At 46.8% G+C, this 25,938-nt stretch carries 24 protein-coding genes, 1 other RNA gene and 1 riboswitch; of the genes, 16 read left to right on the top strand and 9 right to left on the bottom strand.

All coding sequences use genetic code 11. The features are described from left to right. The first annotated feature begins 357 nt into the window (after window positions 1–357). The 8 genes from P7M01_RS00530 (at window position 358) to P7M01_RS00495 (ending at window position 8,259) form a co-directional block, all read left to right on the top strand. Complete coding sequence (locus P7M01_RS00530; protein ID WP_317482725.1) at window positions 358–2,271, top strand: FTR1 family iron permease; 1,914 nt, start codon at window positions 358–360, stop codon at window positions 2,269–2,271. A gap of 94 nt (window positions 2,272–2,365) precedes the next feature. Beyond that, window positions 2,366–2,890: an iron transporter gene (locus tag P7M01_RS00525; protein ID WP_202937312.1), complete on the top strand. Its 525-nt coding sequence runs from the start codon at window positions 2,366–2,368 to the stop codon at window positions 2,888–2,890. Between the two features lie 73 nt (window positions 2,891–2,963). Next, the gene (locus P7M01_RS00520; protein WP_317482724.1) at window positions 2,964–4,361 is read left to right on the top strand and encodes a Fe-S-containing protein; all 1,398 of its coding nucleotides are present in this window, start codon (window positions 2,964–2,966) and stop codon (window positions 4,359–4,361) included. Beyond that, window positions 4,361–5,671 (top strand): ABC transporter permease, encoded by a 1,311-nt coding sequence (locus tag P7M01_RS00515; protein ID WP_317482723.1) that lies wholly within the window; start codon window positions 4,361–4,363, stop codon window positions 5,669–5,671. Before P7M01_RS00520 ends, P7M01_RS00515 begins: the two co-directional genes overlap by 1 nt. Continuing rightward, entirely contained in the window at window positions 5,661–6,797 is a 1,137-nt protein-coding gene (locus tag P7M01_RS00510) for an ABC transporter permease (RefSeq protein WP_317482722.1), read from the top strand. Before P7M01_RS00515 ends, P7M01_RS00510 begins: the two co-directional genes overlap by 11 nt. A gap of 2 nt (window positions 6,798–6,799) precedes the next feature. Further along, the gene (locus P7M01_RS00505) at window positions 6,800–7,471 is read left to right on the top strand and encodes an ABC transporter ATP-binding protein (RefSeq protein WP_202937308.1); all 672 of its coding nucleotides are present in this window, start codon (window positions 6,800–6,802) and stop codon (window positions 7,469–7,471) included. Continuing rightward, window positions 7,461–7,946: a TlpA family protein disulfide reductase gene (locus tag P7M01_RS00500; RefSeq protein ID WP_202937307.1), complete on the top strand. Its 486-nt coding sequence runs from the start codon at window positions 7,461–7,463 to the stop codon at window positions 7,944–7,946. Before P7M01_RS00505 ends, P7M01_RS00500 begins: the two co-directional genes overlap by 11 nt. A 1-nt stretch (window position 7,947) precedes the next feature. Next, a complete protein-coding gene (locus P7M01_RS00495) occupies window positions 7,948–8,259 on the top strand; it encodes a c-type cytochrome (RefSeq protein ID WP_202937306.1) in 312 nt (103 codons plus the stop codon). Between the two features lie 68 nt (window positions 8,260–8,327). Here the strand turns inward: P7M01_RS00495 and rnpB are convergent. Continuing rightward, window positions 8,328–8,722: RNase P RNA component class A (rnpB, locus tag P7M01_RS00490), an RNA gene on the bottom strand. 174 nt (window positions 8,723–8,896) lie between these two features. Here rnpB and P7M01_RS00485 point away from each other — a divergent pair. From P7M01_RS00485 to P7M01_RS00475, 3 genes are read left to right on the top strand one after another with little or no spacing between them, the layout of a single operon-like run. Then, entirely contained in the window at window positions 8,897–9,832 is a 936-nt protein-coding gene (locus tag P7M01_RS00485; RefSeq protein ID WP_317475468.1) for a KpsF/GutQ family sugar isomerase, read from the top strand. 55 nt (window positions 9,833–9,887) lie between these two features. Then, entirely contained in the window at window positions 9,888–10,430 is a 543-nt protein-coding gene (locus P7M01_RS00480) for a KdsC family phosphatase (RefSeq protein ID WP_202937304.1), read from the top strand. Between the two features lie 45 nt (window positions 10,431–10,475). Beyond that, window positions 10,476–10,817 (top strand): SirB2 family protein, encoded by a 342-nt coding sequence (locus P7M01_RS00475; RefSeq protein ID WP_317482721.1) that lies wholly within the window; start codon window positions 10,476–10,478, stop codon window positions 10,815–10,817. 52 nt (window positions 10,818–10,869) lie between these two features. Here P7M01_RS00475 and moaE read toward each other — a convergent pair whose 3' ends face one another. The 7 genes from moaE to P7M01_RS00440 form a co-directional block, all read right to left on the bottom strand. Beyond that, window positions 10,870–11,322 (bottom strand): molybdopterin synthase catalytic subunit MoaE, encoded by a 453-nt coding sequence (moaE, locus tag P7M01_RS00470; RefSeq protein ID WP_317482720.1) that lies wholly within the window; start codon window positions 11,320–11,322, stop codon window positions 10,870–10,872. A 1-nt stretch (window position 11,323) separates the two neighbouring features. Continuing rightward, window positions 11,324–11,569: a molybdopterin synthase sulfur carrier subunit gene (moaD, locus tag P7M01_RS00465; RefSeq protein ID WP_317475471.1), complete on the bottom strand. Its 246-nt coding sequence runs from the start codon at window positions 11,567–11,569 to the stop codon at window positions 11,324–11,326. A 9-nt stretch (window positions 11,570–11,578) separates the two neighbouring features. After that, the gene (gene moaC, locus P7M01_RS00460; RefSeq protein WP_202937300.1) at window positions 11,579–12,055 is read right to left on the bottom strand and encodes a cyclic pyranopterin monophosphate synthase MoaC; all 477 of its coding nucleotides are present in this window, start codon (window positions 12,053–12,055) and stop codon (window positions 11,579–11,581) included. 8 nt (window positions 12,056–12,063) lie between these two features. Next, window positions 12,064–13,074, bottom strand: coding sequence for a GTP 3',8-cyclase MoaA (moaA, locus tag P7M01_RS00455; protein WP_317475472.1), 1,011 nt, complete (start codon window positions 13,072–13,074; stop codon window positions 12,064–12,066). After that, a riboswitch (molybdenum cofactor riboswitch) is annotated at window positions 13,063–13,216 on the bottom strand. Its footprint overlaps the gene before it by 12 nt. Window positions 13,217–13,360: 144 nt before the next feature. After that, window positions 13,361–13,696 carry a branched-chain amino acid transporter permease gene (locus P7M01_RS00450; RefSeq protein WP_317476768.1) on the bottom strand — a complete coding sequence of 112 codons (336 nt, stop codon included), beginning with the start codon at window positions 13,694–13,696 and terminating at the stop codon, window positions 13,361–13,363. Beyond that, window positions 13,697–14,422 carry an AzlC family ABC transporter permease gene (locus tag P7M01_RS00445; protein ID WP_202937297.1) on the bottom strand — a complete coding sequence of 242 codons (726 nt, stop codon included), beginning with the start codon at window positions 14,420–14,422 and terminating at the stop codon, window positions 13,697–13,699. It abuts the gene before it with no gap. Beyond that, on the bottom strand, window positions 14,422–15,351 hold the full coding sequence (locus P7M01_RS00440) for a LysR family transcriptional regulator (RefSeq protein WP_317482719.1): 930 nt from the start codon (window positions 15,349–15,351) through the stop codon (window positions 14,422–14,424). The genes P7M01_RS00445 and P7M01_RS00440 overlap by 1 nt, the downstream gene beginning before the upstream one ends. Before the next feature lie 161 nt (window positions 15,352–15,512). On the opposite strand from P7M01_RS00440, the gene P7M01_RS00435 reads away from it, so the two are divergent. From P7M01_RS00435 to fbpC, 4 genes are all read left to right on the top strand, one after another. After that, complete coding sequence (locus P7M01_RS00435) at window positions 15,513–16,553, top strand: ABC transporter substrate-binding protein (protein WP_317476771.1); 1,041 nt, start codon at window positions 15,513–15,515, stop codon at window positions 16,551–16,553. Window positions 16,554–16,632: 79 nt separating this feature from the next. Continuing rightward, a complete protein-coding gene (locus P7M01_RS00430) occupies window positions 16,633–17,670 on the top strand; it encodes an ABC transporter substrate-binding protein (protein WP_317482718.1) in 1,038 nt (345 codons plus the stop codon). Between the two features lie 86 nt (window positions 17,671–17,756). Beyond that, on the top strand, window positions 17,757–19,814 hold the full coding sequence (locus tag P7M01_RS00425; protein WP_317482717.1) for an ABC transporter permease: 2,058 nt from the start codon (window positions 17,757–17,759) through the stop codon (window positions 19,812–19,814). Between the two features lie 127 nt (window positions 19,815–19,941). Then, window positions 19,942–20,997: a ferric ABC transporter ATP-binding protein gene (fbpC, locus tag P7M01_RS00420; protein ID WP_317475476.1), complete on the top strand. Its 1,056-nt coding sequence runs from the start codon at window positions 19,942–19,944 to the stop codon at window positions 20,995–20,997. Between the two features lie 125 nt (window positions 20,998–21,122). Here fbpC and metF read toward each other — a convergent pair whose 3' ends face one another. Beyond that, window positions 21,123–22,007: a methylenetetrahydrofolate reductase gene (gene metF, locus P7M01_RS00415; protein ID WP_317476775.1), complete on the bottom strand. Its 885-nt coding sequence runs from the start codon at window positions 22,005–22,007 to the stop codon at window positions 21,123–21,125. A 187-nt stretch (window positions 22,008–22,194) separates the two neighbouring features. On the opposite strand from metF, the gene metH reads away from it, so the two are divergent. Then, the gene (gene metH / locus P7M01_RS00410; RefSeq protein WP_317482716.1) at window positions 22,195–25,881 is read left to right on the top strand and encodes a methionine synthase; all 3,687 of its coding nucleotides are present in this window, start codon (window positions 22,195–22,197) and stop codon (window positions 25,879–25,881) included. Window positions 25,882–25,938: the final 57 nt, after the last annotated feature.

Below are 25,938 nucleotides of genomic sequence, written 5' to 3'. Positions count from 1 at the left end.
ATCCGACCGCACTTTCGAAGTCAAACCGCTTAAAGTGCGGTCGATTTTTTTGATGTTTTTCGCCCCCGCCAAACGACAAACGAAAAAAAAGAGCCTTGGATCAAGGCTCTACTCGGAAAGCAAATAATAAGATGACTATTTAGTTTTTATAGCTCTGTTTTTTTATGCGTCGAGAATACGGATTTTCCCGATTATTTGCAAATACCAATCTTTAATTTTGTGACGTACCGCACATAAATTCATAATTCTTTCAGGAAAAATTTGAGCTATGTCATATTTTTTTAAATTTACGCTTGAAATGTAAAGATTAAAATTTCATAATCAACAATCAATTGAGAATCAATTTTATTTACATTTATGCGTTATCTTCGATTTATTTTCATTTTATTCTGCTTACTTTTCGCTCATCCGATTTTTGCAGCGGACTATCAAGCCTGGGCGGACGACATAAAATCACGCCTGGATAAAACGGCACAACTCTATCAGCAAAATCAGGCTGACGAAGCCAAAACCGAAGTGCAATCCGCTTATTTTGAAGTGTTTGAAAACTTAGAAGGGCCGATTCGAATTAACTTTTCCGCACAAAAAAGTTACCAAATGGAAGCTGCTTTTGGCGAAATACGCAAAATGATCGGCGATAACAAACCGCAAGCGGAAATTCAAGCGCGCATCGACTGGCTAAAAAGCGAACTGGATGCGGTTTTGCCTTCGCTGGCAGAAGGCCATCGGTTGAACGCCGAAGCACAACACGGCGCTTACGACAATCAGGACATTCTGCCTCACTGGCAACAAAGCTTCAAAACCATTGACGATTTACTGGCTCAAGCCATTGAAGCCTATCAGCAAAATAAATTCGGCGATGCCAAAAAATTCATTCAGCAAGCACAATATGACGGTTTCAAAAATTCCGAAATGGAAATGTCTATCCGACATAATCGCGGCGCCAACCTTTCCGCCGAGATTAATCAACAATTTTACGATTTAATCCGCCTTAGCGAACAGCCGGATCAAATCAATGATTTGGGCTATCAAAGCACGCAGTTGCTGCAAACTATTGAAGAACAACTGCCGAATCTGCCGACAACCCGCGACAGCCAGAAGCAGCCTTCGGAACAAAGTGCGGCGGAAAATCAGCAAGATTCTCAGGATTGGTCAAAAGTCACCGCTGAAATCAATAACCGAATTCGTCAGGCGATTCAAATCTATCAGGACGGCGACGCCAAAAAAGCCATTCTTTCCGTGCAAGATACCTATTTTGACGTGTTCGAAGCAACGGGCATGGAAAATAAAATCGGTTCCCGCGACAGCAATTTTAAAACCCGATTGGAAGCCTATTTCACTCGCATGGTCAGCCTGATGAAAGCCAATGAAAACGCGGAAAAATTACAGGATCAAGCCGATGGTTTAAGCCGGGATCTTGCCAGCGCGGTCGCCACATTACAAGGCGAAAATCAAAGCGATTGGACAATGTTCCTGTACAGTTTGCTGATTATCACCCGTGAAGGATTGGAGGCTTTGTTAATTGTGGCGGCGATCGTGGCGTATTTGGTGAAAAACAATCATCAGGACAAATTGCCGACCATCCGCAACTCCGTTTATGTTGCGCTGGCGGCAAGCGTAGTCACGGCGTATTTATTCCAAATGATCTTCGAGAACTCCGGTCAGAACCGGGAATTACTTGAAGGTTTCACCATGATTATTGCGGTATTTATGCTGTTCGGCATGAGTTACTGGCTGCTATCCAAAGTGGAAGCGCAAAACTGGAAGCGTTATCTGGAAGGTAAGCTCAGCACTGCATTAACCACAGGATCGCTTATCGGATTATGGCTGACCAGCTTCTTAGCGGTTTACCGCGAAGGCGCCGAAACCGTCCTGTTTTATTACGCCCTGGCCAGCGATGCACAAAGTGCGGTCAGTTATTTCTATCTTTTTGCCGGTTTCGCCGTCGGCGTGGTAATTCTCGCCGTTTGTTACCTGATTATGCGTTACAGCGTGGTGAAATTGCCGCTTAAACCGTTCTTCATGTTCACCGGCGGATTTATGTACCTGATGGCATTCGTATTTGCCGGCAAAAGCGTATTGGAATTGATCGAAGGAAAACTGTTTGAACCGACCTTAGTCAATTACGTGCCGGAAATTACCTGGCTAGGCATTTATCCTTACGTGGAAACCCTGATTCCGCAAGGCTTATTGATTCTGGCCGCCGTTTTTGCTCTGTTTTATATGAAAACCCAGGTGAGCAAAAATACTGAAAATGAAAAAAAACAATGAAAAAATCGACCGCACTTTTCACGCCGCTTCGGCTTGCAGGTTCGCTCGGTTTGCTTTACGACGAAAAATTAACCACAACACAGGAAAAAATGACATGAAAAAAACACTCTTAACGGCCACACTTGCCGGTATGCTTGCTGCAACAAGCGCTCACGCATTCAAAGAATATCCGATTGGCGAAGCGCAAACTATCAATGAAATGGAAATTGCGGCGGTTTACCTGCAACCTATCGACATGGAACCGCGCGGCATGGGCTTACCGGCTGCGAAATCCGACATCCATTTGGAAGCGGACATTCACGCCACCAAAGGAAATAAAAACGGTTTCGGCGACGGCGAATGGATGCCGTATCTGACGATCAGCTATACGTTGGTTAATACCGATACCAATGAAAAACAGGAAGGTTCGTTTATGCCGATGGTGGCCAGCGACGGTCCGCACTACGGCGCAAACATTAAAATGATGGGCGCGGGAAACTACAAATTAACCTATCATATTGAGCCGCCGTCAAAAGCCGGTATGCATCGCCATACCGACGACGACACCGGTGTCGGTCGCTGGTGGAAACCGTTTGACGTCAATTATGAATTCAAATTTGCCGGCCTAGACAAAAAATAATCTTCAGGCGGGGATTGCCCGCCTGACTTTCTATTCTCGTCGTTCATCTTAATTTATTCCGGTTTACTGCATTATGACGTATTTTTTTACTTCGCTGCTCCAAATTTTATTGCCGATCGCGTTATTGCTCAGTTGCGGTTGGTCCGCATTCGAGAAGCCAAAGATCAAATTACTCACTCGCCTAACGCTGATAGGTTTCGCCTTAGTAATACTTCTCGCGCCCTATTTACCGGTCACCCAAATAATTAACTTAAGTTTGAACAGCACGATTATCGGTGCCGTTTTGCTTTTTATCCTCAGCTGTTTTTTCCGTTCTCAACGGCTGCTCGCCTTCTGGCATGCCCTGCTCATCACGCTGGCAAGCCTTCAATGGGCGCGAAATCCGAATATTTCCGCCATCACCGGCACCGATGTGATTAATACGGATTTTATTCTGAATATAAGTGCGGTCGTTTTCGGCGTGATTTTTTGCGCTTTTTTGGCTGTCTGGTTATTTTTTCTTATTCGGCAAACAAAAACTGAGCAAAAACTGACCGCACTTTACGCGGTATTAATGGCGCTAATCGCGCTGCTTGTGATTATTCCGCTTGCGGGCGAAATTTTGCTTAGTCTCATGAAATTGCAGGTCATTGAACTCACCAAGGCACGCCTCAGTTTCGTAGCGAAAACCGGTAAAATCACCAATTATTTCAATTATGCCGTCGTCACATTGTTAGCCGTCAGCTTGATTCTGTTTGCCGTAAAAATTCATCTGCCGCGACTGATGCGGGTAAAAGCGGAATCCCAGGCTATCGAAAAACGTAAAAAAATGGCATTGGCGCAGCATTCCTCCCGCACCATCCGGTGGGGAGCGTTCTGCTTGATTATCATGTTAAGCAGCCAGCTTTATTGGGATAAAGTCGCGTCTCGACCGCCGCAGTTATCCGAATCGATTCCGGTGAAATTAAATGCCGACGATCAAATCCGCATTCCCGTTCAACAGGTGAAAGACGGTCAGTTGCACCGATTCATGTGGGTGGCGGACGACGGCAAAGCGGTCCGTTTCTTTATTATTAACCGTAAACCGGACGGTTTAAGCCTCGCCGCCGTATTTGACGCCTGCTTGCTGTGCGGCGACCAAGGCTATGTTATGCACGACGGACAGGTGGAATGCGTAGGTTGCGGCGTGCGGATGTTTATTCCTTCCATCGGCAAACCGGGCGGTTGTAATCCGGTACCGATTGACGACTGGAAACAGGACAAAAACGACGTCATTATCGACCGCACTTCATTGGAAGCCGGGTTGAATTTATTCTCCACCGTAATTGAAATTCAAGTGACGGATCCGGTAAGCGGTGAAAAACTGACAAACACGAAAACGGAATTTAAATATAATCTCGATAACAAAACCTATTTCTTCACCAGCGAGAAGAATTTGAATCTGTTCCGTGATAATCCGGAAAATTATTTACCGAAAACGGAGAACCAATAATGTTAGCCCGTATGTTATTGCAATCATGGAAAAACGGGATAAGACGTAAATTACTCGCCGTTATCACGATTTTCCTTGCTTCAGGATTGGTTTCCGCCCTGCTCGCCGTTTCCATCGACATCGGCGACAAAATGGCGAAAGAACTGAAATCTTACGGCGCCAATATTCTGGTCGAACCCGCCGGCAACGCGATTCTGCCGGAAATATCGGATTCGGGGAATAACTTCACATCATTGGAAACTCAGGATTTTATCGATGAAAAAGAACTACCGAATATTAAGGATATTTTCTGGCGGAATAATATCGTCGGCTTCGCTCCGCAATTAACGGCGAATGTCAAATCGGGCAATAAAGTGGTTACCGTTACGGGCACTTTTTTTGATCACCGCATTGCCGTGCCGGATGAAGACGATTATCACACAGGACAAAAAATTATCAGCCCGTACTGGAAAGTTCAAGGCGAATGGGTAAATGATGAAACCGATAATTTACCGGAAATCGTTCCCGCGTTACTGGGCGAACAGCTGGCGCGCAGTGAAAAATGGAAAATCGGCGATCGGATCCCACTAAATTATAAAACGAGCGAAACGGATAACAGCTTGAGCGTAGAAATTAAAGGAATCGTTTCGACCGGCGGTCCGGAAGAACAACAAATTCTGATACCGTTAAGCGCGTTACAAAATCTGGTGAATCTGCCGGGCAAAGTGCAATCCGTTAAAATTTCCGCCCTGACCGTCCCGGAAAACGAATTATCCCGCAAAGCGCGCGCCAATGTGGACGGGCTGGATGCGGAAGAATACGATCGTTGGTACTGCACGGCTTACGTATCATCCATTTCCCATCAACTGGAAGAAGCCATTTCCGGCGCCGTTGTGCGACCAATCTGGCAAGTAGCCGCTTCGGAAGGTGCGGTAATCGGCAAAATCCAGCTGTTACTTACGGTTGTAACGGTTGCCGCATTAATTGCCGCCGCCATGGGAATTGCTTCCTTAATGACAACCACCATTATCGAACGCGGTAAAGAAATCGGTTTAATGAAAGCGCTGGGCGCTTATCAATGGCAAATTACCTTATTGTTTTATTGCGAAGCGGTAATAAGCGGATTAATCGGCGGTATTTTAGGTTGTATTGCAGGTTGGGGGCTGGCAAAATTCATCGGAGTCAGCCTGTTCGGGGCGCCGCTTGATTTTGCCTGGATCGTTGTGCCTTGCGTATTGGTTCTCGCCGTGTTAATCGCACTCATCGGCACTTGGTTCCCGGCGCATCGCATCGCAAAATTATATCCGGTGGAAGTTTTATATGGTCGCTAATAAACGAAAAATGTTCTGGTGTTTAGTATTACGAGCGTTGCGGCTACGCTTAAACCGCGTGCTGATCATTTTCGCCGCGCTCACCGTTGGGGCCGCCATCGTCACGGCCATGTCTGCGGTATATTTTGATATTAACAGCAAAATGTCACAGGAATTACGCACTTTCGGCGCAAATTTCTATATCGGCGCGGAAGATGCAGGATTAATCGAAACTAAACAGGTAAACGACATTATCAATCGGGCGCCGACAGGTTTGATTTCGGCGGGCAGCAGCTATCTATACGGCGTAGCACGGGCGGATTTGGAAAAAGTGGTCATAATGGGCGTGCAATTCGACCAACTTAAAGCCTTAACGCCTTACTGGCAAATCACCGGTTCCCGGATTGAGATCGGGTTTGATGATCGTAACGCGATGATCGGCAAAAAACTGGCCGAACGATTAAATTTAAAAGTAGGCGATAAAATCACCCTGACAAAAAATTCAATGGAAAAATACAGCCTAAGAATTAAAGGGATTGTCGAATCCGGCGATGTCACTGACAGCATGTTGATTGTCAATCTTGAATTGGCGCAGAATTGGCTGGAGAAAGACGGCTTAGCCAGCAATGCGTTGCTCATTGTTAAAAACGATCAGGGACAAGCGGATGAATTTGCTCAATTACTTCGGCAACAATACCCGAATCTCGACATTCGTCCGATTCGTAAAGTCTCTGCCAGCGAAGGACAGATTCTGAACAAAATCAAAGGATTGATGGGGCTCATTTCCGCCGTTATTTTAGTACTGGCCACACTTTGCGTAAACACCACCTTAATCGCCATTGTGGGTGAACGTGCCAAGGAATTCGCGTTGCAAAAAGCATTGGGCGCAAAACGGCGCGACATCATCACACAAATCGGCACGGAAACCCTGATTATCGCGCTTTTTGCCATTGTGACAGGGCTGATTATCGGCTATATTTTAGCCCAAATTCTGGGACTAACCGTATTCAAAGCCAGCATTGATATGCGTTTGCCGGTGATTCCGCTCACCGTGGCATTATCGCTGATTGTGGCATTTATTGCCGTTATCGTACCAACTAAACGTGCGCTCAACGTAAAAACGGCGAACGTATTAAAAGGGGAATAATTTTGTCAAATTACGTTATTGAAACCCAACATTTGTATAAACGATTCGGAGCCGTCACCGCATTGGAAGACATCAATATTCAAATCAAAAAAGGGGAATTTGTCGCCATTATGGGCGCATCCGGTTCGGGAAAAACCACCTTAATGAATATTCTGTCGGGTTTGGACACCGCAACCGAAGGCAAAGTAATTTTAGACGGCATAGATGCGGCGCAGCTTGACGAAACGGGACGCCAACGCTTCCGTGCCGAAAAAATCGGCCTGGTGTTCCAGCAATTCCACCTGATTCCCTATTTAACCGCATTGGAAAACGTGATGCTGGCACAGCATTATCACAGCGTTATCGATGAACAGGCGGCGCGCGCCGTACTTGAACAAGTGGGACTGGGAGAACGCGTGTCGCACCGTCCCAGCCAGCTTTCCGGCGGTGAACAGCAACGGGTTTGCATCGCCCGGGCATTAGTCAACCAGCCGCCGGTGATTTTTGCCGACGAACCCACCGGAAATCTGGACGAACAAAACGAAGCGCTGGTGCTCAAATTACTGCAGGATCTCAATAAACAAGGGCGAACTATCGTGATGGTCACGCACAATCCGGAACTGGGCGAATTAGCGGATCGGATCATTTATTTTCACCACGGTAAATTTGTCAAGGAAGAACGCAATGCGCATTAATACTTTACTCGCTGTTCTAAGTGCGGTCGTTTTTTCCGTTGTTTTATTCGGCTGCAAAGAGCAAACCGCGGAAATCGGAAAAAAAGCGCCCGATATTGCTGCGTTCGATTTACAAGGCAACCAAGCGGAATTAAATCGATTCCGCGGCAAAACGCTACTGATGAGTTTCTGGTCCGGCACTTGCGGTGTCTGTGTGGCGGAACTGAAAACATTAGAAAAAATGGCGGGCGAATATCCGGGAAAAGTGGAAATTGTGGCCATCAACATCGACGGCGAAAACGCGGACATCCAATCGTTGCTCACCAAACAAAAAATTCGCTTACCGGTATTAAAAGATCAATTGAAAATCACCGGCGAACGCTATGGCGTAACGGGCACGCCAACTAGCTTCGTCATTTCGCCCGAAGGAAACATTCAGGCAAAATACGAAGGACTCATCCCCGAAGAAACGTTACAAAAATTATTTAAAGGTTAACATGAAAAAAACTCGGCTAATTTTGACCGCACTTTACGCGCTGCCTCTTGCGGTACAGGCGGATAATAATGCGGATCTAAAAAAAGGCGAACGCATCTATAAACAGCAATGCGCCACTTGTCACGGTAAACAAGGCGAAAAGCCCGCCATGGGCCAATCCGCCGTTATCCGCCATTTTACGGCGGAACAAATCGTAACGGCGCTGTCCAAGCGAAAAAGCGGTGAAATTCAAGGCGCCGGCAACAGCGTGAAAGAACGGTTGAGCGAATCGGATATGAAAAATATCGCAGAATTTTTAACCCAACAAAAATAATTCCACAACGGAAATATTCGGCTAAAAGCATAACGGCGGGTCAATCGACTCGCCGTTATTTCGTGAATAATGTGAGTTGGTCGGTAAGCCGGGTTCTGTCGCGGACAATCATTCCTCTAGGCGACGAATTACTTCGCCGCTCAAGCAACCTACCCGAACTCTGAGCGGGCACACTCATTGAGTTCCTATTTGGTCTTGCTACGAGTGGAGTTTACCCTGCCGCGGAATGTTACCACCCGCGCGGTGCGCTCTTACCGCACCCTTTCACCCTTACCTTTTCAAAGAAAAGGCGGTCTGCTCTCTGTTGCACTTGTCGTAGGCTCGCGCCTCCCGGACGTTATCCGGCACTCTGCCCTATGTAGCCCGGACTTTCCTCTCGTCTATTTGTCCCGCTTATCACCTTTTCAGGCTAACCTTAGGGTACTAAGGGCTTCAATAAACCAGCGATTGTCTGACCAACTCGGCGCGTAGTATAGCGGATTTTATGCTAGAGCGAAATCAAAAGTTGCTGTAAAATGACCGCACTTTTATTTTAACCGCACGTCCATTTGCAGGATGTATCGCGCGCGCTTCAACTTGTTAAGTTTTAGGCGCCGGGATTCCCCTGCAAGCATTCGCAATCTTATAAGGACATCAGATGGATTATTTGCAAAATGCGCGCGAAACCCTTGCCATTGAAGAACAGGCACTGGCAAAATTAAGCCAAAATTTAGACCGCACTTTTGATGCCGTGGTAAATCTCGTTCTTGGCTGCGAAGGACGCGTCGCCGTCAGCGGAGTCGGAAAATCCGGATTAATCGGCAAAAAAATCGTCGCCAGTCTCGCTTCCACCGGCACGCCGAGTTTCTTTCTGCATCCGACGGAAGCCTTCCACGGCGATCTGGGCATGCTGAAACCCATCGACGTGGTTATTCTCATTTCTTACAGCGGCGAAAGCGACGAAGTGAACAAACTCATTCCCAGCTTAAAAAATTTCGGCAATAAAATTGTCGCCTTGACCAGCAACCCAAATTCGACGCTGGGAAAACATGCGGATTTTATTTTAGACATTTCCGTTGAACGTGAAGCCTGTCCGAACAATCTTGCGCCGACGACTTCCGCCTTAGTCACGCTGGCTTTGGGCGATGCGTTAACCGTGGCGTTAATTCATGCGCGCAATTTCAAACCGATTGATTTCGCTAAATTCCATCCGGGCGGTTCCCTCGGACGTCGTTTGCTGTGTCGAGTAAAAGATCAAATGCAAACCCGGCTGCCCGTGGTAACCGAAACCACCGGTTTTACCGACTGTTTAACCGTCATGAACGAAGGCAGAATGGGCGTGGCGTTAGTTATGGAACAACAAACCCTGAAAGGCATTATTACCGACGGTGACATTCGACGCGCACTGACGGCAAACGGCGCGCAAACTTTGCATAAATCCGCCGGAGACTTAATGACGCGGAATCCGAAAACCATCCACCAAAACGAATTCTTATCCGCCGCCGAATCTTTCATGAAAGAGAAAAAAATCCATTCATTGGTAGTTGTGAACGATGAGAATCAGGTTGTAGGATTGGTGGAATTTTCATCGTAACGGATATTTTCATTCGGAGCGTATCCGCTCTTTTTACTTTTTTCGGAATAAATAAATGCAAAATAAACTGCAAAAAATCAAATTTGTGATTACCGATGTCGACGGCGTTCTGACCGACGGTCAACTCCATTACGACGCCCACGGCGAAGCGATTAAAAGTTTCCACGTACGCGACGGATTAGGCATCCGCATGCTGATGGAACAAGGCATTCAGGTCGCCGTATTATCGGGACGTTCATCGCCTATTTTACAACGTCGCATCGAAGATTTAGGTATTAAACTGGCTTATCTCGGTAAACTGGAAAAAGAAAGCGCCTGTTTGGAGCTGATAAAACAAGCGGGCGTCACGGCGGAACAAACCGCCTATATCGGCGACGATAGTGTAGATTTGCCGGCATTTGCGGTGTGCGGTGTGGCATTTGCCGTTAACGATGCGCCCCAATACGTAAAACAACATGCCGATTACGTGCTGACACTCGGCGGCGGAAAAGGCGCATTTCGCGAAATGTCCGATCTGATTTTAACCGCCCAAAACAAAACGGATGTCTTTAGTACGGCGAAAGGCTTTTTGAAAACCGTGAAAAATATGGCGCAATAGCCGAAATAACTTTACAATTTAACTAAATAATCAGGAGAGTGATTGATGTCTACCCTTGTTCAACTTCACATTGTTTTTGCTTTTTTAACACTGTTTTTATTAATCATTCGAGGCGCCATGCAATTCGCCGGCAAAGACTGGCGTGCCAAAAAACTATTAAAAATTCTACCGCACTTATCGGATACCGTTCTATTAGTAAGCGGTCTTGTGCTCGCTTTCATTTACGGATTTGAAATCTGGATGGTTGAAAAACTGCTATGTTTCGTGGTGTATGCGCTCGGTGCCGCAAAATTCTTCAGCAAAAAAACGCAGCAAGCCAGAGCATTTGATTTTATCCTCGCACTTGCAGCGTTACTTATCGCCATGTGGCTGGGATATCGCCATTAATTTCCATCAAAAAGGGCGTAATGTTACGCCCTTTTCCAATTTGCCTTTACGTTTACCATTTATCCGCCGCCTGATGATCGCTGTCTCGGCTTTCGATCCAGCGTTCGCCTTGATTGGTTTGTTCTTTCTTCCAAAACGGCGCGCGGGTTTTCAAATAATCCATAATAAACTCGTTGGCGGCATAGGCGTCACCGCGATGAGCGGAACTCACGCCCACCAATACAATTTCGTCGCCGGTTTGCAGCAAACCCACGCGGTGAATGACGGAAATCCGTTGCAGCTCCCAACGTTGTCTGGCTTCTTCGACAATTTCGCGTAAAGCTTTTTCCGTCATGGCGGGATAATGCTCAAGGTACAAACTTGTCACTTCATCGCCCAAATTCATCTCGCGCACTTTACCCACAAAAATCGTGGCGGCGCCCACGGAACGGTTTTCCGACAACCAACGATATTCGGCGTTTTGGTCGAATTCCGCTTCCTGCACCGCAATGCGAACGTTTGACATATCAGCCTCCAGTCACCGGCGGGAAAAAAGCAATTTCATCGCCGGATTTGACCGCACTTTCCAAAGGTACGAGCGTTTGATTCACCGCCACCAGCAGTTTCCCCGCTTGTAAAGCCAACGCCCAACGCTCGCCCTGTGCGGCGAGATGTCGGCGAATTTGCTCGGCGGTTTGGAATTCATCGCCCACTTCCGTGGATGCGACACCGATAATCTCGCGGGTTTGCGCAAAAAATAACACTTTAATCATGCCGAATCCTTATGCCGCAATAAAATGTCCCGATTTTCCACCGCACTTTTCCAGCAGGCGCACCTGTGAAATCACCATATCTTTTTGCACGGCTTTGCACATGTCGTAAATGGTTAACGCCGCCACGCTGGCCGCAGTTAAGGCTTCCATTTCCACACCGGTTTTACCCGTCAGTTTGCACAGGCTTTCAATGCGAACCTGATGAGTTTCGGGAAGTGCGGTCAAATTTACTTCGATTTTTGACAACAATAACGGATGGCACAACGGGATCAATTCCCAGGTTCGTTTAGCCGCCTGAATGCCGGCGATTCGGGCGGTGGCAAAAACATCGCCTTTATGATGATTGCCTGCAATGATCATTTGCAACGTTTCCGCATTCATGCTGATAAAGGCTTCCGCACGCGCTTCGCGAACCGTGTCCTGTTTGCCCGACACATCCACCATGTTTGCTTCGCCGTTCTGATTAATATGAGTAAATTCTGTCATGTTGTCCGTTAACCACCGATTGTTGATAAATTTTTACGCACACCGCTGTCGCCCTGATGAAGAAAATGATGTTCCCGTTTACCCTGTAACGCTGCGAATAAACTTGCCTGTAAAAGGGATTGCTGATCATCACGTTGTAACAAATTACGCAAATCGATGCCTTCCTCACCAAACAAACAAAGATGCAATTTTCCTTTCGCCGATACGCGCAGACGGTTGCAACTCGCACAAAAATTCGGTTCGTACGGCATGATTAAACCGATTTCGCCGACATAATCCGGATGCCGGAAAACTTTTGCCGGCCCGTCGGTTAAGCCTTTTTGTTGCAACTGCCAGCCGTCAAGAATAAGCTTTTCCGCCAACATTTGTCCGGAAAGATGATGACGACGGAAAAACGCGTCCATTTCACCGGTTTGCATTAACTCGATAAAGCGCATTTGAATCGGGCGAGTTTTCACCCATGCCAGAAACTTGCCGAACTCCCGTTCGTTAAGATCTTTCATCAGCACGGAATTCACTTTGATTTTGCGATAACCGACTTCGAAAGCGCGATCGATACCGCGCATCACTTCAGCAAATTTATTCTCGCCGGTAATTTGATAAAACATGCGCGGATCAAGGCTGTCCACGCTGACGTTAATAGAGGAAATCCCCGCGTTTTTCCAGGCGTCGACGTCTTTTGCCATACGATAACCGTTGGTCGTCAGCGCGACTTTCTGAATACCGTCAAGTGCGGTAATATTTTCCACAATTTTAAGGAAATCTTTACGCAACGTCGGTTCGCCGCCGGTAATCCGGACTTTCTGCGCGCCCATTGTCGCAAAGGCGGATACCAGCCGACGGATTTCGTCCACAGTCAGAAATTTATCGCGCTCGGACGACGGTCGATAACCGTCGGGCAGACAGTAATTACAACGGAAATTGCACACGTCCGTAATCGACAAACGCAGATAATAATAGGTACGCCGGAACGCATCCACAAGGCGTTCGCCCGCGTTTTTAACAGGAATAGATTGCATTGAATACCTTTACAAAAATCGGTAGGACCAATTGTTTCCAACGGATCCCTGAGCGATAAACCGCATCGCTGGCGTTGCTGCCTTATTCCGCTCCGACTGTTCGGAAGAACTTAGGCACACAAGCTCGGTAAACGAAAATTGAATCTATTGTAAAAGAGCCCATAAGGATGAGCAAGCATAAAACAAGAAATTACTTGATCTAGGTAGGAAAAATGAAATTTTCTTTTGAATCAATTATATATTTATTTTTATAGCGTAAAAAAACATCGCAAAATTTGACCGCACTTTACGCCGCCACAAACACTTGCTGCACTAAAATCATATACAAAATCGTGCCCGCGGCCATGGAAAGAAACATATTTTTCTTCCACAAATGCAAGGCTAAGGTTACCGCGCCTGCGATAAAATTCGGTATGCCGTGATAGCCCGTGAACAGATCGATATCCTTAAAGCAATAAATCACCAGCATGCCGAACATCGCGGCCGGCAAAACTTTGCCCAAGTAACGAATATAATGAGGAATGGGACGGTTTGCCGGAAAAATCCAAAAAGGCAGTAAGCGGCAAAAATGCACGCCGACAACGCCCATCGCAATGGTGATGATTTGTTGGCTTAATGTCATTTATTCCACCTTTTCCAAACGAATGATTTTATTTTCCAGTTTGTTGCGTCTGAGCGTCAGCACCGCCAGAATCGTAAACAAAGTCGGAATTAAGAAATGCTCTTTTCCCGCCGTAACCAGGAAAAACAGAGTAATTCCCAATCCCAGCCACGAACTGTCGTGCACTTTTTCTTTCATCCAGTTTTCCGCAAAAATCACGATAAATAACGCCGTCATGGCAAATTCGACGCCTTGTAGATTAACCGGCAGGATATTACCGAACACATTGCCCAGCACTGCGCCGGAAATCCAGTAAATATGCAGATACAAGCTGACAAAAAAGTAATACCAGCCTCTGTCGATGCCGGTTGGAACGGTTGCCATGTAATTCAGAGAAAAGGCTTCGTCCACCAGAGCGGCAATTAAATACCAACGTTTTTTACCCACGTACGCACCGTATTTTTCCAGCATGGAAATACCGTAAAAAACCTGTCGACCGCTTACCATTAAGGTCACCAGCAAAGTGCTGACAGGCGCAAAGGGCGCAACCAAAGCGGTGGCGACGATAAATTCCACCGAACCGGCATAAATCAGCGCCGCCATAAACAAAGGAAACAGCACGCCAAAACCCAGCGCCTGCATATACACGCCGTAGGAAATGCCGAGAAATAAAAAGCCCGCCAGCATCGGCAGAGAATAAGGGAATGCCGCTTTCGCCGCGGCAAAAATTTGTGATCGATTTGCCATTACCGCTCCAAAACAGACAAACCCGGTAAAGTTGAAAAACTTTGCGTTTTTACGGTTTCATAAAAATCGTCAAGATAAGCGCTTTCCGCATCTTCTTTTCGGTAGGCGCAATAAAGATCGCTTTGCAACCCTTGGCGGGTAATCTTACGCGCCACGACATAGCCGCGATCCAAATAGGGCTTGGCCGCCCAAAACGGTAGTGCCGCGACGCCGCGTTTACTGGCCACCAGTTGAATAATGGCAATAGTCAGTTCGCTGGTGCGCCGTTGCGGCGTAATACCCGCCGGTTTCAGCACTTTGCGTAACAAATCCAACATATCGTCGGGCACGGGATAAGTAATCCAGGTTTGTTCGGCAAAATCTTCCGCTTCCCACACTTCTTTATTTGCCAGCGGATGATCTTTCGCACAAATTCCCACCATCTCATAGGAAAACAACGGTTTATGCACGATGTCGTCATTTTCTTCAATTTCCGACACCACCGCCCAATCCGCCCGGTTGGTTAACAGCAATCCCACCGTATCGGTATGAAAGCCCGATACGATGTCCAATTCCACCAGCGGCCAATGTTGACGAAAACTGTCCATCGCCGGCATCAGCCAATCGAAACAGGTATGACATTCCACTGCGATGCGCAATTCCCCCGCTTCGCCCTGCTTTACCCGCGACAAATCCCGTTCCGCCGCCACCACTTTCGGCAAAATATCATTAGCCAGTTGAATCAACCGATCACCGGCGGCGGTAAACCGCAACGGATTGCTTTTGCGTTCGAACAGCGGCAAGCCGTATTGATCTTCCAAAGCTTTGATTTGATGGGAAAGCGCGGATTGAGTCAGGTAAATCCGTTGCGCCGCCGAAGAAACGGAGCCCGTTTCTTTCAGCGCCAGCAAGGTTTTTAAATGACGAAGTTCAAGGAATATGGGTTTCATGAGAATCATTCATTCAAATGGAAAAATTAATGAGCAATATTCTACTCGAAATTTGACCGCACTTTAAATCAATTTTTGTGAGCTAGTTCACGGTATTTATTTTCGAAATCCTATAATATAGCGCTAACTTTTATTCGAATTCACTCAAAGTCGGAGTTTATATGAAATATCAAAAACTTTCTCTCGCCGTTTCCACCGCGCTTTTAGGCGCCGGTTTAATGTTTTCCGTTCATGCCGAAGCCAAAGGTCGCCTGACGGTTTATTGCAGCGCCACCAATGAAATGTGTGAAGCGGTAACCAAATCTTTTGAACAAAAATATGACGTGAAAACCGCTTTCATCCGCAACGGTTCCGGCAGCACTTTCGCCAAAATCGAAGCGGAAAAGAATAATCCGCAGGCGGACGTGTGGTACGGCGGAACTTTCGATCCTCAGGCACAGGCGGCCGAATTAGGTTTGTTACAGCCTTATCGTTCGAAAGAAATCGATAACATCATGCCGAATTTCCAAGATCCCGCCAAAATAAAAGGCAATTACGCCTCCGCCATTTACATGGGAATTTTGGGCTTTGGCGTAAATACCGAACGTTTAGCCAAATTAGGCATTAAAGAGGTGCCGAAATGCTGGAAAGACTTAACGGATCCGCGTTTCAAAAACGAAATCCAAATTGCCGACCCGCAAAGTTCCGGTACCGCTTATGTGGCAATCGCCACTTTCGTACAACTTTGGGGGGAAGACGCCACCTTCAAATATTTCAAAGAATTACATCCGAATATTTCGCAATATACGAAATCGGGAATTACTCCGTCTAACAGTACGGCGCGCGGCGAAGCTACCGTAGGTATCGGCTTCCTGCACGATTATGCGGTGCAGAAAAAAGCCGGTGCGCCGATTGAAATGGTGGTGCCGTGCGAAGGAACGGGCTATGAATTGGGCGGTTTAAGTATTATCAAAGGTGCTCGTAATTTGGATAACGCCAAATTATTCGTCGATTACGTGCTTTCCGCCGAAGGTCAGGAAGTGACATGGCAGAAAGGCAATTCACACCAAACTTTAACCAATACCAAAGCGAAACAATCGCCGACGGCGTTTGATCCGACCAAACTGAAACTCATCAATTACGATTTTGAGAAATACGGTTCTGCGGACGAACGCAAACGCCTAATCGAAAAATGGGTTCAGGAAGTGAAACTGGCAAAATAATTGAAAAAACACTTCATTTTTTGACCGCACTTTGACCTAAAGTGCGGTTCAATTTCCCATTAAATTTAAAAGGAAACCTATGAAAATCTCAAAAATAGCTTTATCGCTTTCAACGATTTTATTAGGATCTTTAGCGTTCAGTCAGAAAGCCACCGCCGATAGCGGACGTTTGGTGGTTTATTGTTCCGCTCAAAATACGATGTGTGAACAGGAAACGCTGGCTTTTGAGAAAAAAACCGGCATTAAAACCAGTTTTATCCGCGGCGGCACAGGCTCGATTTTAGCTAAAATTGATGCCGAAAAAGCCAATCCGCAGGGCGACGTGTGGTATGGCGGCACGCTGGATCCGCATAGCCAGGCCGGTGAAATGGGCTTGCTCGTGCCTTATAAATCGCCGAATTTGCAATATATTCCCGATGAACTGAAGGATCCCGCCAAAGTAAAAGGAAATTATTCTTCCGCAATTTATTTAGGCGTGTTAGGCTTCGGCGTGAATACCGAACGCTTGGCAAAACTCAATATTCCGGTACCGAAATGCTGGAAAGATTTAACGGATCCGCGTTTGAAAAATGAAATTCAAGCGGCGGATCCGCAAAGTTCCGGTACGGCTTACACGGCGCTTGCCACTTTCATACAGCTTTGGGGCGAAGATGAAGCCTATGCGTATTTGAAAAAATTACACAGAAATGTGTCGCAATACACCAAGTCGGGCAATACGGCAACGCGTAACACCGCGCGCGGCGAAGCTTCAATCGGAATCGGTTTCCTGCACGAACATTCTCTGGAAAAAGAGAAAGGCGCGCCTGTCGAACTGGTCGTACCCTGCGAAGGCACGGGTTATGAAATTGGCGGCATAAGTATTATTAAAGGTGCGCGCAACCTTGAAAACGCGAAAAAATTTGTGGATTGGGCATTATCGAAAGAAGCACAGGAACTTTCCTGGCAAAAAGGTGAAACTCACCAGATTTTAACCAATAGCCAAGCGAAACAATCGCCTTATGCGTTAGATTTTAAATCCATCAATTTAATCAACTATGACTTTGATAAATACGGTTCGAGCGATTTGCGCAAACGCTTGATTACCAAATGGGTGGATGAGGTGAAACTGGCAAAATAATTGAAAAACACTTCATTTTTTGACCGCACTTTAAACTGTCCGGCGTAGCAATACGTCTATTATTACTCTAAAAATTGCGAGGTTGTATGAATTCCGCAAAAACGCCTTTTACCCAAACGGCAAATTTCTGGATATTATTATCCGTTCTTGCCTTTTTAATCTTGCCGTCTCAAGCTCTTGATTACGGTTTGTTGGAAAGCACCTCCGACGAATTTTACGATGCCATGGGTTGGTCTTCTTTTAATCTGACCATTTTATGGTTTCTGCCGCTACTCGGCTTTTTACTCACGCCGCGCCTTGGATTGTCCGTCGCCGCGCAAGCTAAAGCGGAACTGGGCTTAGTGACCTTCAGCGTATTATTCGCCTTTGTCACCGCTACCGTTTACAAAGTGTCGATGGGTTATTCGGTCATCGTTTTAATTGTCACCCTAACTGCACTTGCGACTTTCGCACTGGCAAAACTTAAAGTGATGCAAGGAGATAAATTCATTATCGCGTCATTGTTGTCGATTATTTTGTTGATTTTCTTCTTTATCGTATACCCGACCGTCGCGATTTTAATTTCCATGTTCTATGACGGCGACACCTTCGCGCCGCAGCAAGTATTACGCATTTTAAGCCAAAGCTATATTATCCGGGTAATTACCAACTCGCTCGCGCTATCCGGCTTTGTGGGCATCGTTTCCACGATTTTCGGTTTAGCCTTTGCGCTTTACACCACCCGAATCGCAAAACGCACGGCGTTTATCGGTAAAATTTTCTCGATTTTGCCTATTGTGACGCCGCCGTTCGTTGTGGGTTTAGGCGTAACCTTAATGCTTGGTCGTTCGGGTTATGTCACCGAGTTTTTATCTAATCATTTCGGTTTTACCAATCAAAACTGGCTCTACGGCTTTAACGGTATCGCTATTGCGCAGATTCTCGCTTTTGCGCCCATTTCCTTTATGATTTTAGACGGCGCCTTGAAATCGATTCATCCGTCTATTGAAGAAGCCTCTTACACTTTGCGGGCAAACCGTTATCAAACGTTCTATAACATTATTTTCCCTCTGCTCCGTCCCGCTTTGGCAAACTCGTTTTTAATCGTGTTTGTGCAATCGCTTGCAGACTTCAGTAACCCGTTAGTTTTAGGCGGCAGCTTCGACGTGATCGCCACCCAAATCTATTTCTATATCGCCGGCTCACAACTTGATTACGCCTCTGCAAGCACCTTAGGTTCAATATTACTGATTTTCTCCTTGCTGATTTTCGTGGTGCAGTATATGTGGATTGGTAACCGTTCTTACGTCACGGTTTCGGGCAAATCTTACCGCGGCGACGTACAAGATCTGCCGGGCGGCTTAAAATGGACCATCATCGCCATGCTCGCCTTCTGGGTGGTTTTCAACATTGCGCTGTACGGCAGTATTTTCTACGGCAGCTTCACGGTGAACTGGGGCGTGGATTACACCTTAACGACCCGCAACTATGAACTGATGTTCGGACAAGGCTTAAGTGACGGTGCATGGCCATCGCTGTTAAACACTATGCTTTACGCAGGAATTGCCGCACCGCTGACCGCACTTTTCGGCCTGCTGATTGCTTATATTGTGGTGCGTAAAGATTTCCAGGGCAAAAAAACATTGGAATTTTTGACCATGCTCTGTTTCGCCGTACCGGGGACCGTCGCCGGTGTGTCTTACATTTTGGCTTTTAACAATGCGCCGATGTACATTACCGGTACCGGTATCATCATTATTATTTCCATGGTAATGCGTGATTTGCCAATCGGTATGCGCGCCGCCATCGCCGGTTTGGGACAACTGGATAAATCTCTTGATGAGGCGTCCCTTTCACTGAAAGGCAGTTCGTTTAAAACCATTTGGTTTATCGTGTTTCCATTGTTAAAACCGGCATTATTGTCCGCCTTGGTCACCAGTTTCGTGCGCGCCATGACAACCGTGAGCGCCATTATCTTCCTGGTGACGGCGGACACCCGCGTCGCCACCGCCTACATTTTAAACCGCGTGGAAGACGGCGAATACGGTGTTGCTATCGCTTACGGTTCAATCCTGATTATCGTCATGATGGCGATCATTCTGCTCTTCGACTGGATTGTGGGCGACACACGCATTTCACGTTCGAAAGCGAAAAAAATGAATTAAATTTTGACCGCACTTTAACGGGCGTACCGCGTACGCTCCGGTGAATAACTTGATTGGGCGTCGTGATACGCCCTACGAAATAAAAATTGATACGCTAACACGCACTCTACACAGGCAGTACCAAATTATGACAACAAAAAATGATGATTTCTTAGTTTTAAAAAATATCACCAAATCATTCGGTAAATCGGTGGTGATCGATAATCTGGATTTAACCATTAAACGCGGCACCATGGTGACATTGCTCGGCCCTTCCGGTTGCGGTAAAACCACCATTCTGCGGCTGGTCGCCGGCCTGGAAAATCCGACTTCGGGACAAATTTTCATTGACGGCGAAGATGTGACCAAATCCTCCATTCAAAACCGCGATATCTGTATCGTGTTCCAGTCCTACGCCCTTTTCCCGCACATGTCCATCGGCGATAACGTGGGCTACGGCTTACGAATGCAAAATATCGGCGCGGAAGAACGGAAAAAACGGGTGAAAGAAGCGTTGGAATTAGTGGATTTAGCCGGTTTTGAAGATCGGTTCGTCGATCAGATTTCGGGCGGCCAGCAACAACGCGTTGCCTTGGCCCGCGCTTTGGTGTTAAAACCGAAAGTGCTGTTATTCGACGAACCGCTGAGCAATCTGGACGCCAATTTGCGCCGTTCCATGCGGGAAAAAATCCGCGAATTACAGCAACAACTGGGCATTACTTCCCTTTATGTTACTCACGATCAAACCGAAGCCTTCGCCGTATCCGACGAGGTTATCGTTATGCATAAAGGCAAAATCATGCAAAAAGCGCCGGCGAAAGAACTCTATTTGCGTCCGAATTCCTTATTCTTAGCCAACTTCATGGGCGAAAGCAGCATTTTTGACGGCAAACTGGCTCAAGGCAAAGTCACCGTTAACGGCTATCAATTCGAATTACCGCAAGCGGCACAATTTAACGTGGCGGAAGGAGATTGCCTGGTCGGCATTCGCCCCGAAGCCGTCAGCTTAAAAACGGAAGGCGAAGCAAGCCAGGGCTGCACTATAAAATCGGCGGTTTATATGGGCAACCACTGGGAAGTCGTCGCCGATTGGGGCGGTCGCAACCTGTTAATTAACGCTCGTCCGGACGGTTTTGACCCCGACATGACTCAAAGCTTCGTTCATTTGGCAAAACACGGTGTATTTTTGCTGAAAAAAGAATGAGTTACTCGCACACAAAGAACGGTTTAAAGCCGTTCTTTGTGTGAAAACAATCGAAAAATTGACCGCACTTTAACGGTTTAAACGCCAAAGTGCGGTCAAAAAATACGACGTTTTTTTACTGTCTTTTACGAAACCGGTCGAACGCCTAAGGTATGGCAAATGGCGTAAGTCAGCTCCGAGCGGTTTAAGGTATAAAAGTGAAAATCCTTCACGCCTTCTTTCGATAAAATTTTCACCATATCCATGGCGATACTTGCCGCCACCAGATTTCTGGTCGTCTGATCGTTATCCAGCCCTTCATACATTTTATTCATCCAGCCCGGAATTTTCACATTGGTGAGCGTTGCCATTTTTTGTAACTGCTTGAAATTCGTTACCGGCAGAATTCCCGGTACGATTTCCACTTCAATCCCCACCGCAACGCAGCGATCGCGAAAACGTAAATAGCTGTCTACATCAAAGAAAAATTGAGTAATTGCCCGGTTGGCGCCGGCTTCCACTTTCTGTTTTAAATAAATCAAATCCGCTTGGGCGGATTTCGCTTCAGGATGAACTTCCGGATAAGCGGCTACGGAAATATCAAAATCCGCCACTTCTTTCAATAATTTCACCAAATCCAATGCATAAAAAGGCGGTTTCGCATAACCGACCGGAATATCACCGCGAAGGGCGACGATATTTCGGATGCCGTTATCCCAATAATCCCGAGCGATTTCCCGCAACTCTTCCGGCGTGGCGTCAATCCCCGTTAAGTGCGGGGCCGCAATCAGCCCGGTTTCGTTCCGTATGCGTTTTACAATGGAATGGGTGCGATCCCGCTCACCGGAATTGGCGCCGTAGGTTACCGAAACAAACTTGGGCTTTAACGGTGCAAGACGATGAATAGAATCCCATAACATGGTTTCCATGTTCTCATTTTTTGCCGGAAAAAATTCAAAAGATACGTTGATATTTCCGTTTAATTCCGCAAGTGAGTGATTTAAATGATCGATTTCTTTTGCATAGCTCATAAAGCATTCCTTTTCTGCTTTTTGTGATTTCAATAGTGGTGATACTTTAAAAGGCATTTAAATGAAAAGCAAGACGATAAATTTCATTTTATTATGAATAAAATTAATATTCTTAAAACGTTGACATCAATATAGCCTCTCCCTATTATCCATCTTATTTTCTCAAATTTAACGAATGGAACTTACCGTGACAGACACAACCTCAATTCTTCAACATGCTCTTTCCAAACGTATTCTGATTTTAGACGGTGCGATGGGGACGATGATCCAGCAATTTAAACTAACCGAAGCGGATTTCCGTGGCGAGCGTTTTGAAAATTCTAGCGTGGATCTGCGTGGCAACAATGATCTTCTCACCCTGACCCAACCTTTAGTGATTTCGTCTATTCACGAAAAATACCTTGAAGCCGGAGCGGATATTATTGAAACCAACACGTTCAGTTCCACCACTATTGCACAGGCGGATTACGACTTACAAGCGGTCGCTTATGAGCTGAATTTTGCAGGGGCAAAACTGGCTCGTATTGCGGCGGATAAGTACAGCACGCCTGAAAAACCACGTTTTGTAGCGGGTATTCTCGGCCCGACTAACCGCACCGCCTCGATTTCGCCAAATGTGAACGACCCAGGTTTCCGTAATATTACCTTTATGGAATTGGTCGATGCCTATGCGGAAGCAACTCGCGGCTTAATTGAAGGTGGTTCGGACATCATTATGATCGAAACCATCTTCGATACCTTAAATGCTAAAGCCGCCGCTTTTGCCATTGACCAAGTGTTTGAAGAACTGGGCGTGGAATTACCGATTATGATTTCGGGGACGATTACCGATGCGTCCGGGCGTACTCTTTCGGGGCAAACCACCGAAGCCTTTTACAACTCGCTCCGCCACGCTAAACCGCTCAGTTTTGGTTTGAACTGTGCCTTAGGCCCGAAAGAGTTGCGTCCTTATGTGGAAGTGATGTCGAAAATCTGTGAAACCTATGTATCCGTTCACCCGAATGCCGGCTTGCCGAATGCCTTTGGGGGCTACGATTTAGGGGCGAAAGAAATGGCGGCTCACATCAAAGAGTGGGCGGAAAGCGGTTTCTTAAATATCGTGGGCGGCTGTTGCGGTACCACACCTGAACATATCAAAGCCTTTGCAAACGTAGTAGCTGGGATCAAGCCTCGTGCCTTGCCTGAAATCAAAACCGCAATGCGTTTATCTGGGCTTGAGCCGTTAAACATTGATGATGAAAGCCTGTTTGTGAACGTGGGCGAACGTAATAACGTAACAGGTTCGGCGAAGTTTAAGCGTTTGATTAAGGAAGAAAAATTCAGCGAAGCCATTGAGATTGCTATCGATCAGGTGGAAAACGGTGCGCAAGTCATTGACGTAAATATGGACGAGGCCTTGCTCGACTCGCAAAAATGTATGACCCGTTTCCTTAACATTATGGCGACCGAACCTGATGCGGCGAAAGTGCCCGTGATGATTGACTCGTCAAAATGGGAAGTGATTGAAGCCGGTTTGCAATCAGTGCAAGGCAAAGGAATTGTGAACTCCATTTCCCTTAAAGAAGGCGAAGAAAAATTTATCCACCAAGCGAAACTGGTTCGCCGTTATGGTGCGGCGGTGGTCGTAATGGCGTTTGACGAAGTGGGGCAAGCGGACACCGAAGAACGCAAAGTAGAAATCTGTACTCGAGCTTACGATATTCTCGTGAACCAAGTGGGCTTTCCGCCTGAAGATATTATTTTTGACCCGAACATTTTTGCCATCGGCACGGGAATTGAAGAACACAATAACTACGGCGTGGACTTTATCAATGCCACAGGTCGCATTAAACGTAGCCTACCGCACGCTAAAGTTTCGGGCGGTGTGTCGAATGTGTCCTTCTCGTTCCGTGGTAATAATGTGATGCGTGAAGCCATTCACGCCGTGTTCCTTTACCACGCTATCAAGCAAGGAATGGATATGGGGATCGTGAACGCGGGGCAACTGGCGATTTATGACGATCTCGATCCTGAATTGCGTGATGTGATTGAAGATGCGGTGCTAAATCGCCGTCCTGATGCCACCGATCGCCTGTTAGATATTGCAGAAAAATACCGAAATGTGACCGCTAGTAACAGTGAAGATAGCGGCGTTGCCGAATGGCGTACTTGGACGGTGGAAGAACGTTTGAAACACGCCCTCGTGAAAGGGATCACCAACTATATTATTGAAGATACCGAAGAAGCGCGCCAAAAATTCCCGACACCGCTCGAAGTGATCGAAGGGCCGCTAATGGACGGTATGGACGTGGTGGGCGATTTGTTCGGGGACGGTAAAATGTTCTTGCCGCAAGTAGTAAAATCCGCTCGCGTGATGAAACAGTCGGTCGCCTATTTAGAGCCGTTTATCAATGCCACCAAACAGAAAGGCTCGTCCAGCGGTAAAGTGGTGATTGCGACCGTAAAAGGCGATGTTCACGACATCGGTAAAAATATCGTGAGCGTGGTGTTGCAATGTAATAACTTTGAAGTGATCGACTTAGGCGTAATGGTGCCTGCGGACAAAATCATTCAAACGGCGATTGATGAAAAAGCGGACATCATCGGCTTAAGCGGTTTGATCACGCCGTCCCTTGACGAAATGGAATACTTCTTAGGCGAAATGAACCGCTTGAATTTGAATATTCCTGTCATTATCGGCGGAGCAACCACCTCCAAAGAGCATACAGCGATTAAACTTTATCCGAAATATAAGCACGAAGTGATTTACACCACCAATGCCTCTCGTGCGGTAACAGTTTGTGCGGCATTGATGAACCCGGATACCAAAGCGGAACTGTGGGAACGAATGAAGAAAGAGTACGAGCAAATTCAAGACGCTTTTGCCAACAAAAAAGCCCCACGCAAGCAGTTGCCGATTGAAGAGGCACGCAAAAATGCCTTTGATGCGTTCAGTGGCGAATGGGCGGATTACCAAGTGCCAACGCCGAAAAAAACCGGCATTGTGGAATATAAAAACGTGCCGATTGCGACCTTACGAAAATTTATCGACTGGTCGCCGTTCTTCCGCTTATGGGGATTAATGGGCGGCTATCCTGATGCCTTCGACTACCCTGAAGGCGGCGAAGAAGCCCGCCGAGTGTGGAACGATGCCCAAAAAGTGTTGGACGAATTAGAACAAAATCACAAGCTCAACCCAAGCGGTATTATGGGCATTTTCCCAGCCAACAGTGTGGGCGATGATATTGAAATCTATCAAAATTCTGACCACACTTTGGTGGCTGGCAAAGTCTATAACCTCCGCCAACAAAGCGAACGTGGCAGAAACAGCAAAAGCCCGTACAACCTCTGCTTGAGCGACTTTATCGCAAGCAAAGCCAGCGGCAAACAGGACTGGTTCGGAATGTTCGCCGTTTGTGCAGGGATTGAAGAACACGACTTAGTGGAAGGCTACAAAGCCGCAGGGGACGACTACAACGCCATCTTGCTGCAAGCGGTCGGCGACCGTTTAGCCGAAGCAATGGCGGAATATCTGCACTTTGAACTGCGTACAAAAGTCTGGGGCTACAGCAACGAAACCTTAGACAACGACCGCTTAATCCGTGAAGAATACATCGGCATCCGCCCTGCCCCAGGCTACCCAAGCTGCCCAGAACACACGGAAAAACAGATCATCTGGGATTTACTGGAAGTGGAACAACGCATCGGAATAAAACTCACCGAAAGCTACGCAATGTGGCCAGCGGCAAGCGTCTGCGGTTGGTACTTCACCCACCCTGCGAGTAATTATTTCACCCTTGGACGCATTGATGAAGATCAAGCGGTCGATTATGCGAAACGTAAGGGGTGGAATGAGAGAGAGATGGTGAAATGGTTGGGAGTGGCGATGAAGTAGGATGTGAAGTCGCAAACTAAAGAGACGTAATGTAGTGGCGGTTTTTAACCCGCCATA

Origin of the sequence: Exercitatus varius (assembly GCF_029577735.1) — a bacterium.
Taxonomy (GTDB): Bacteria; Pseudomonadota; Gammaproteobacteria; order Enterobacterales; family Pasteurellaceae; genus Exercitatus; species Exercitatus varius.
This window is presented reverse-complemented; position numbering and strand designations above follow the sequence as displayed.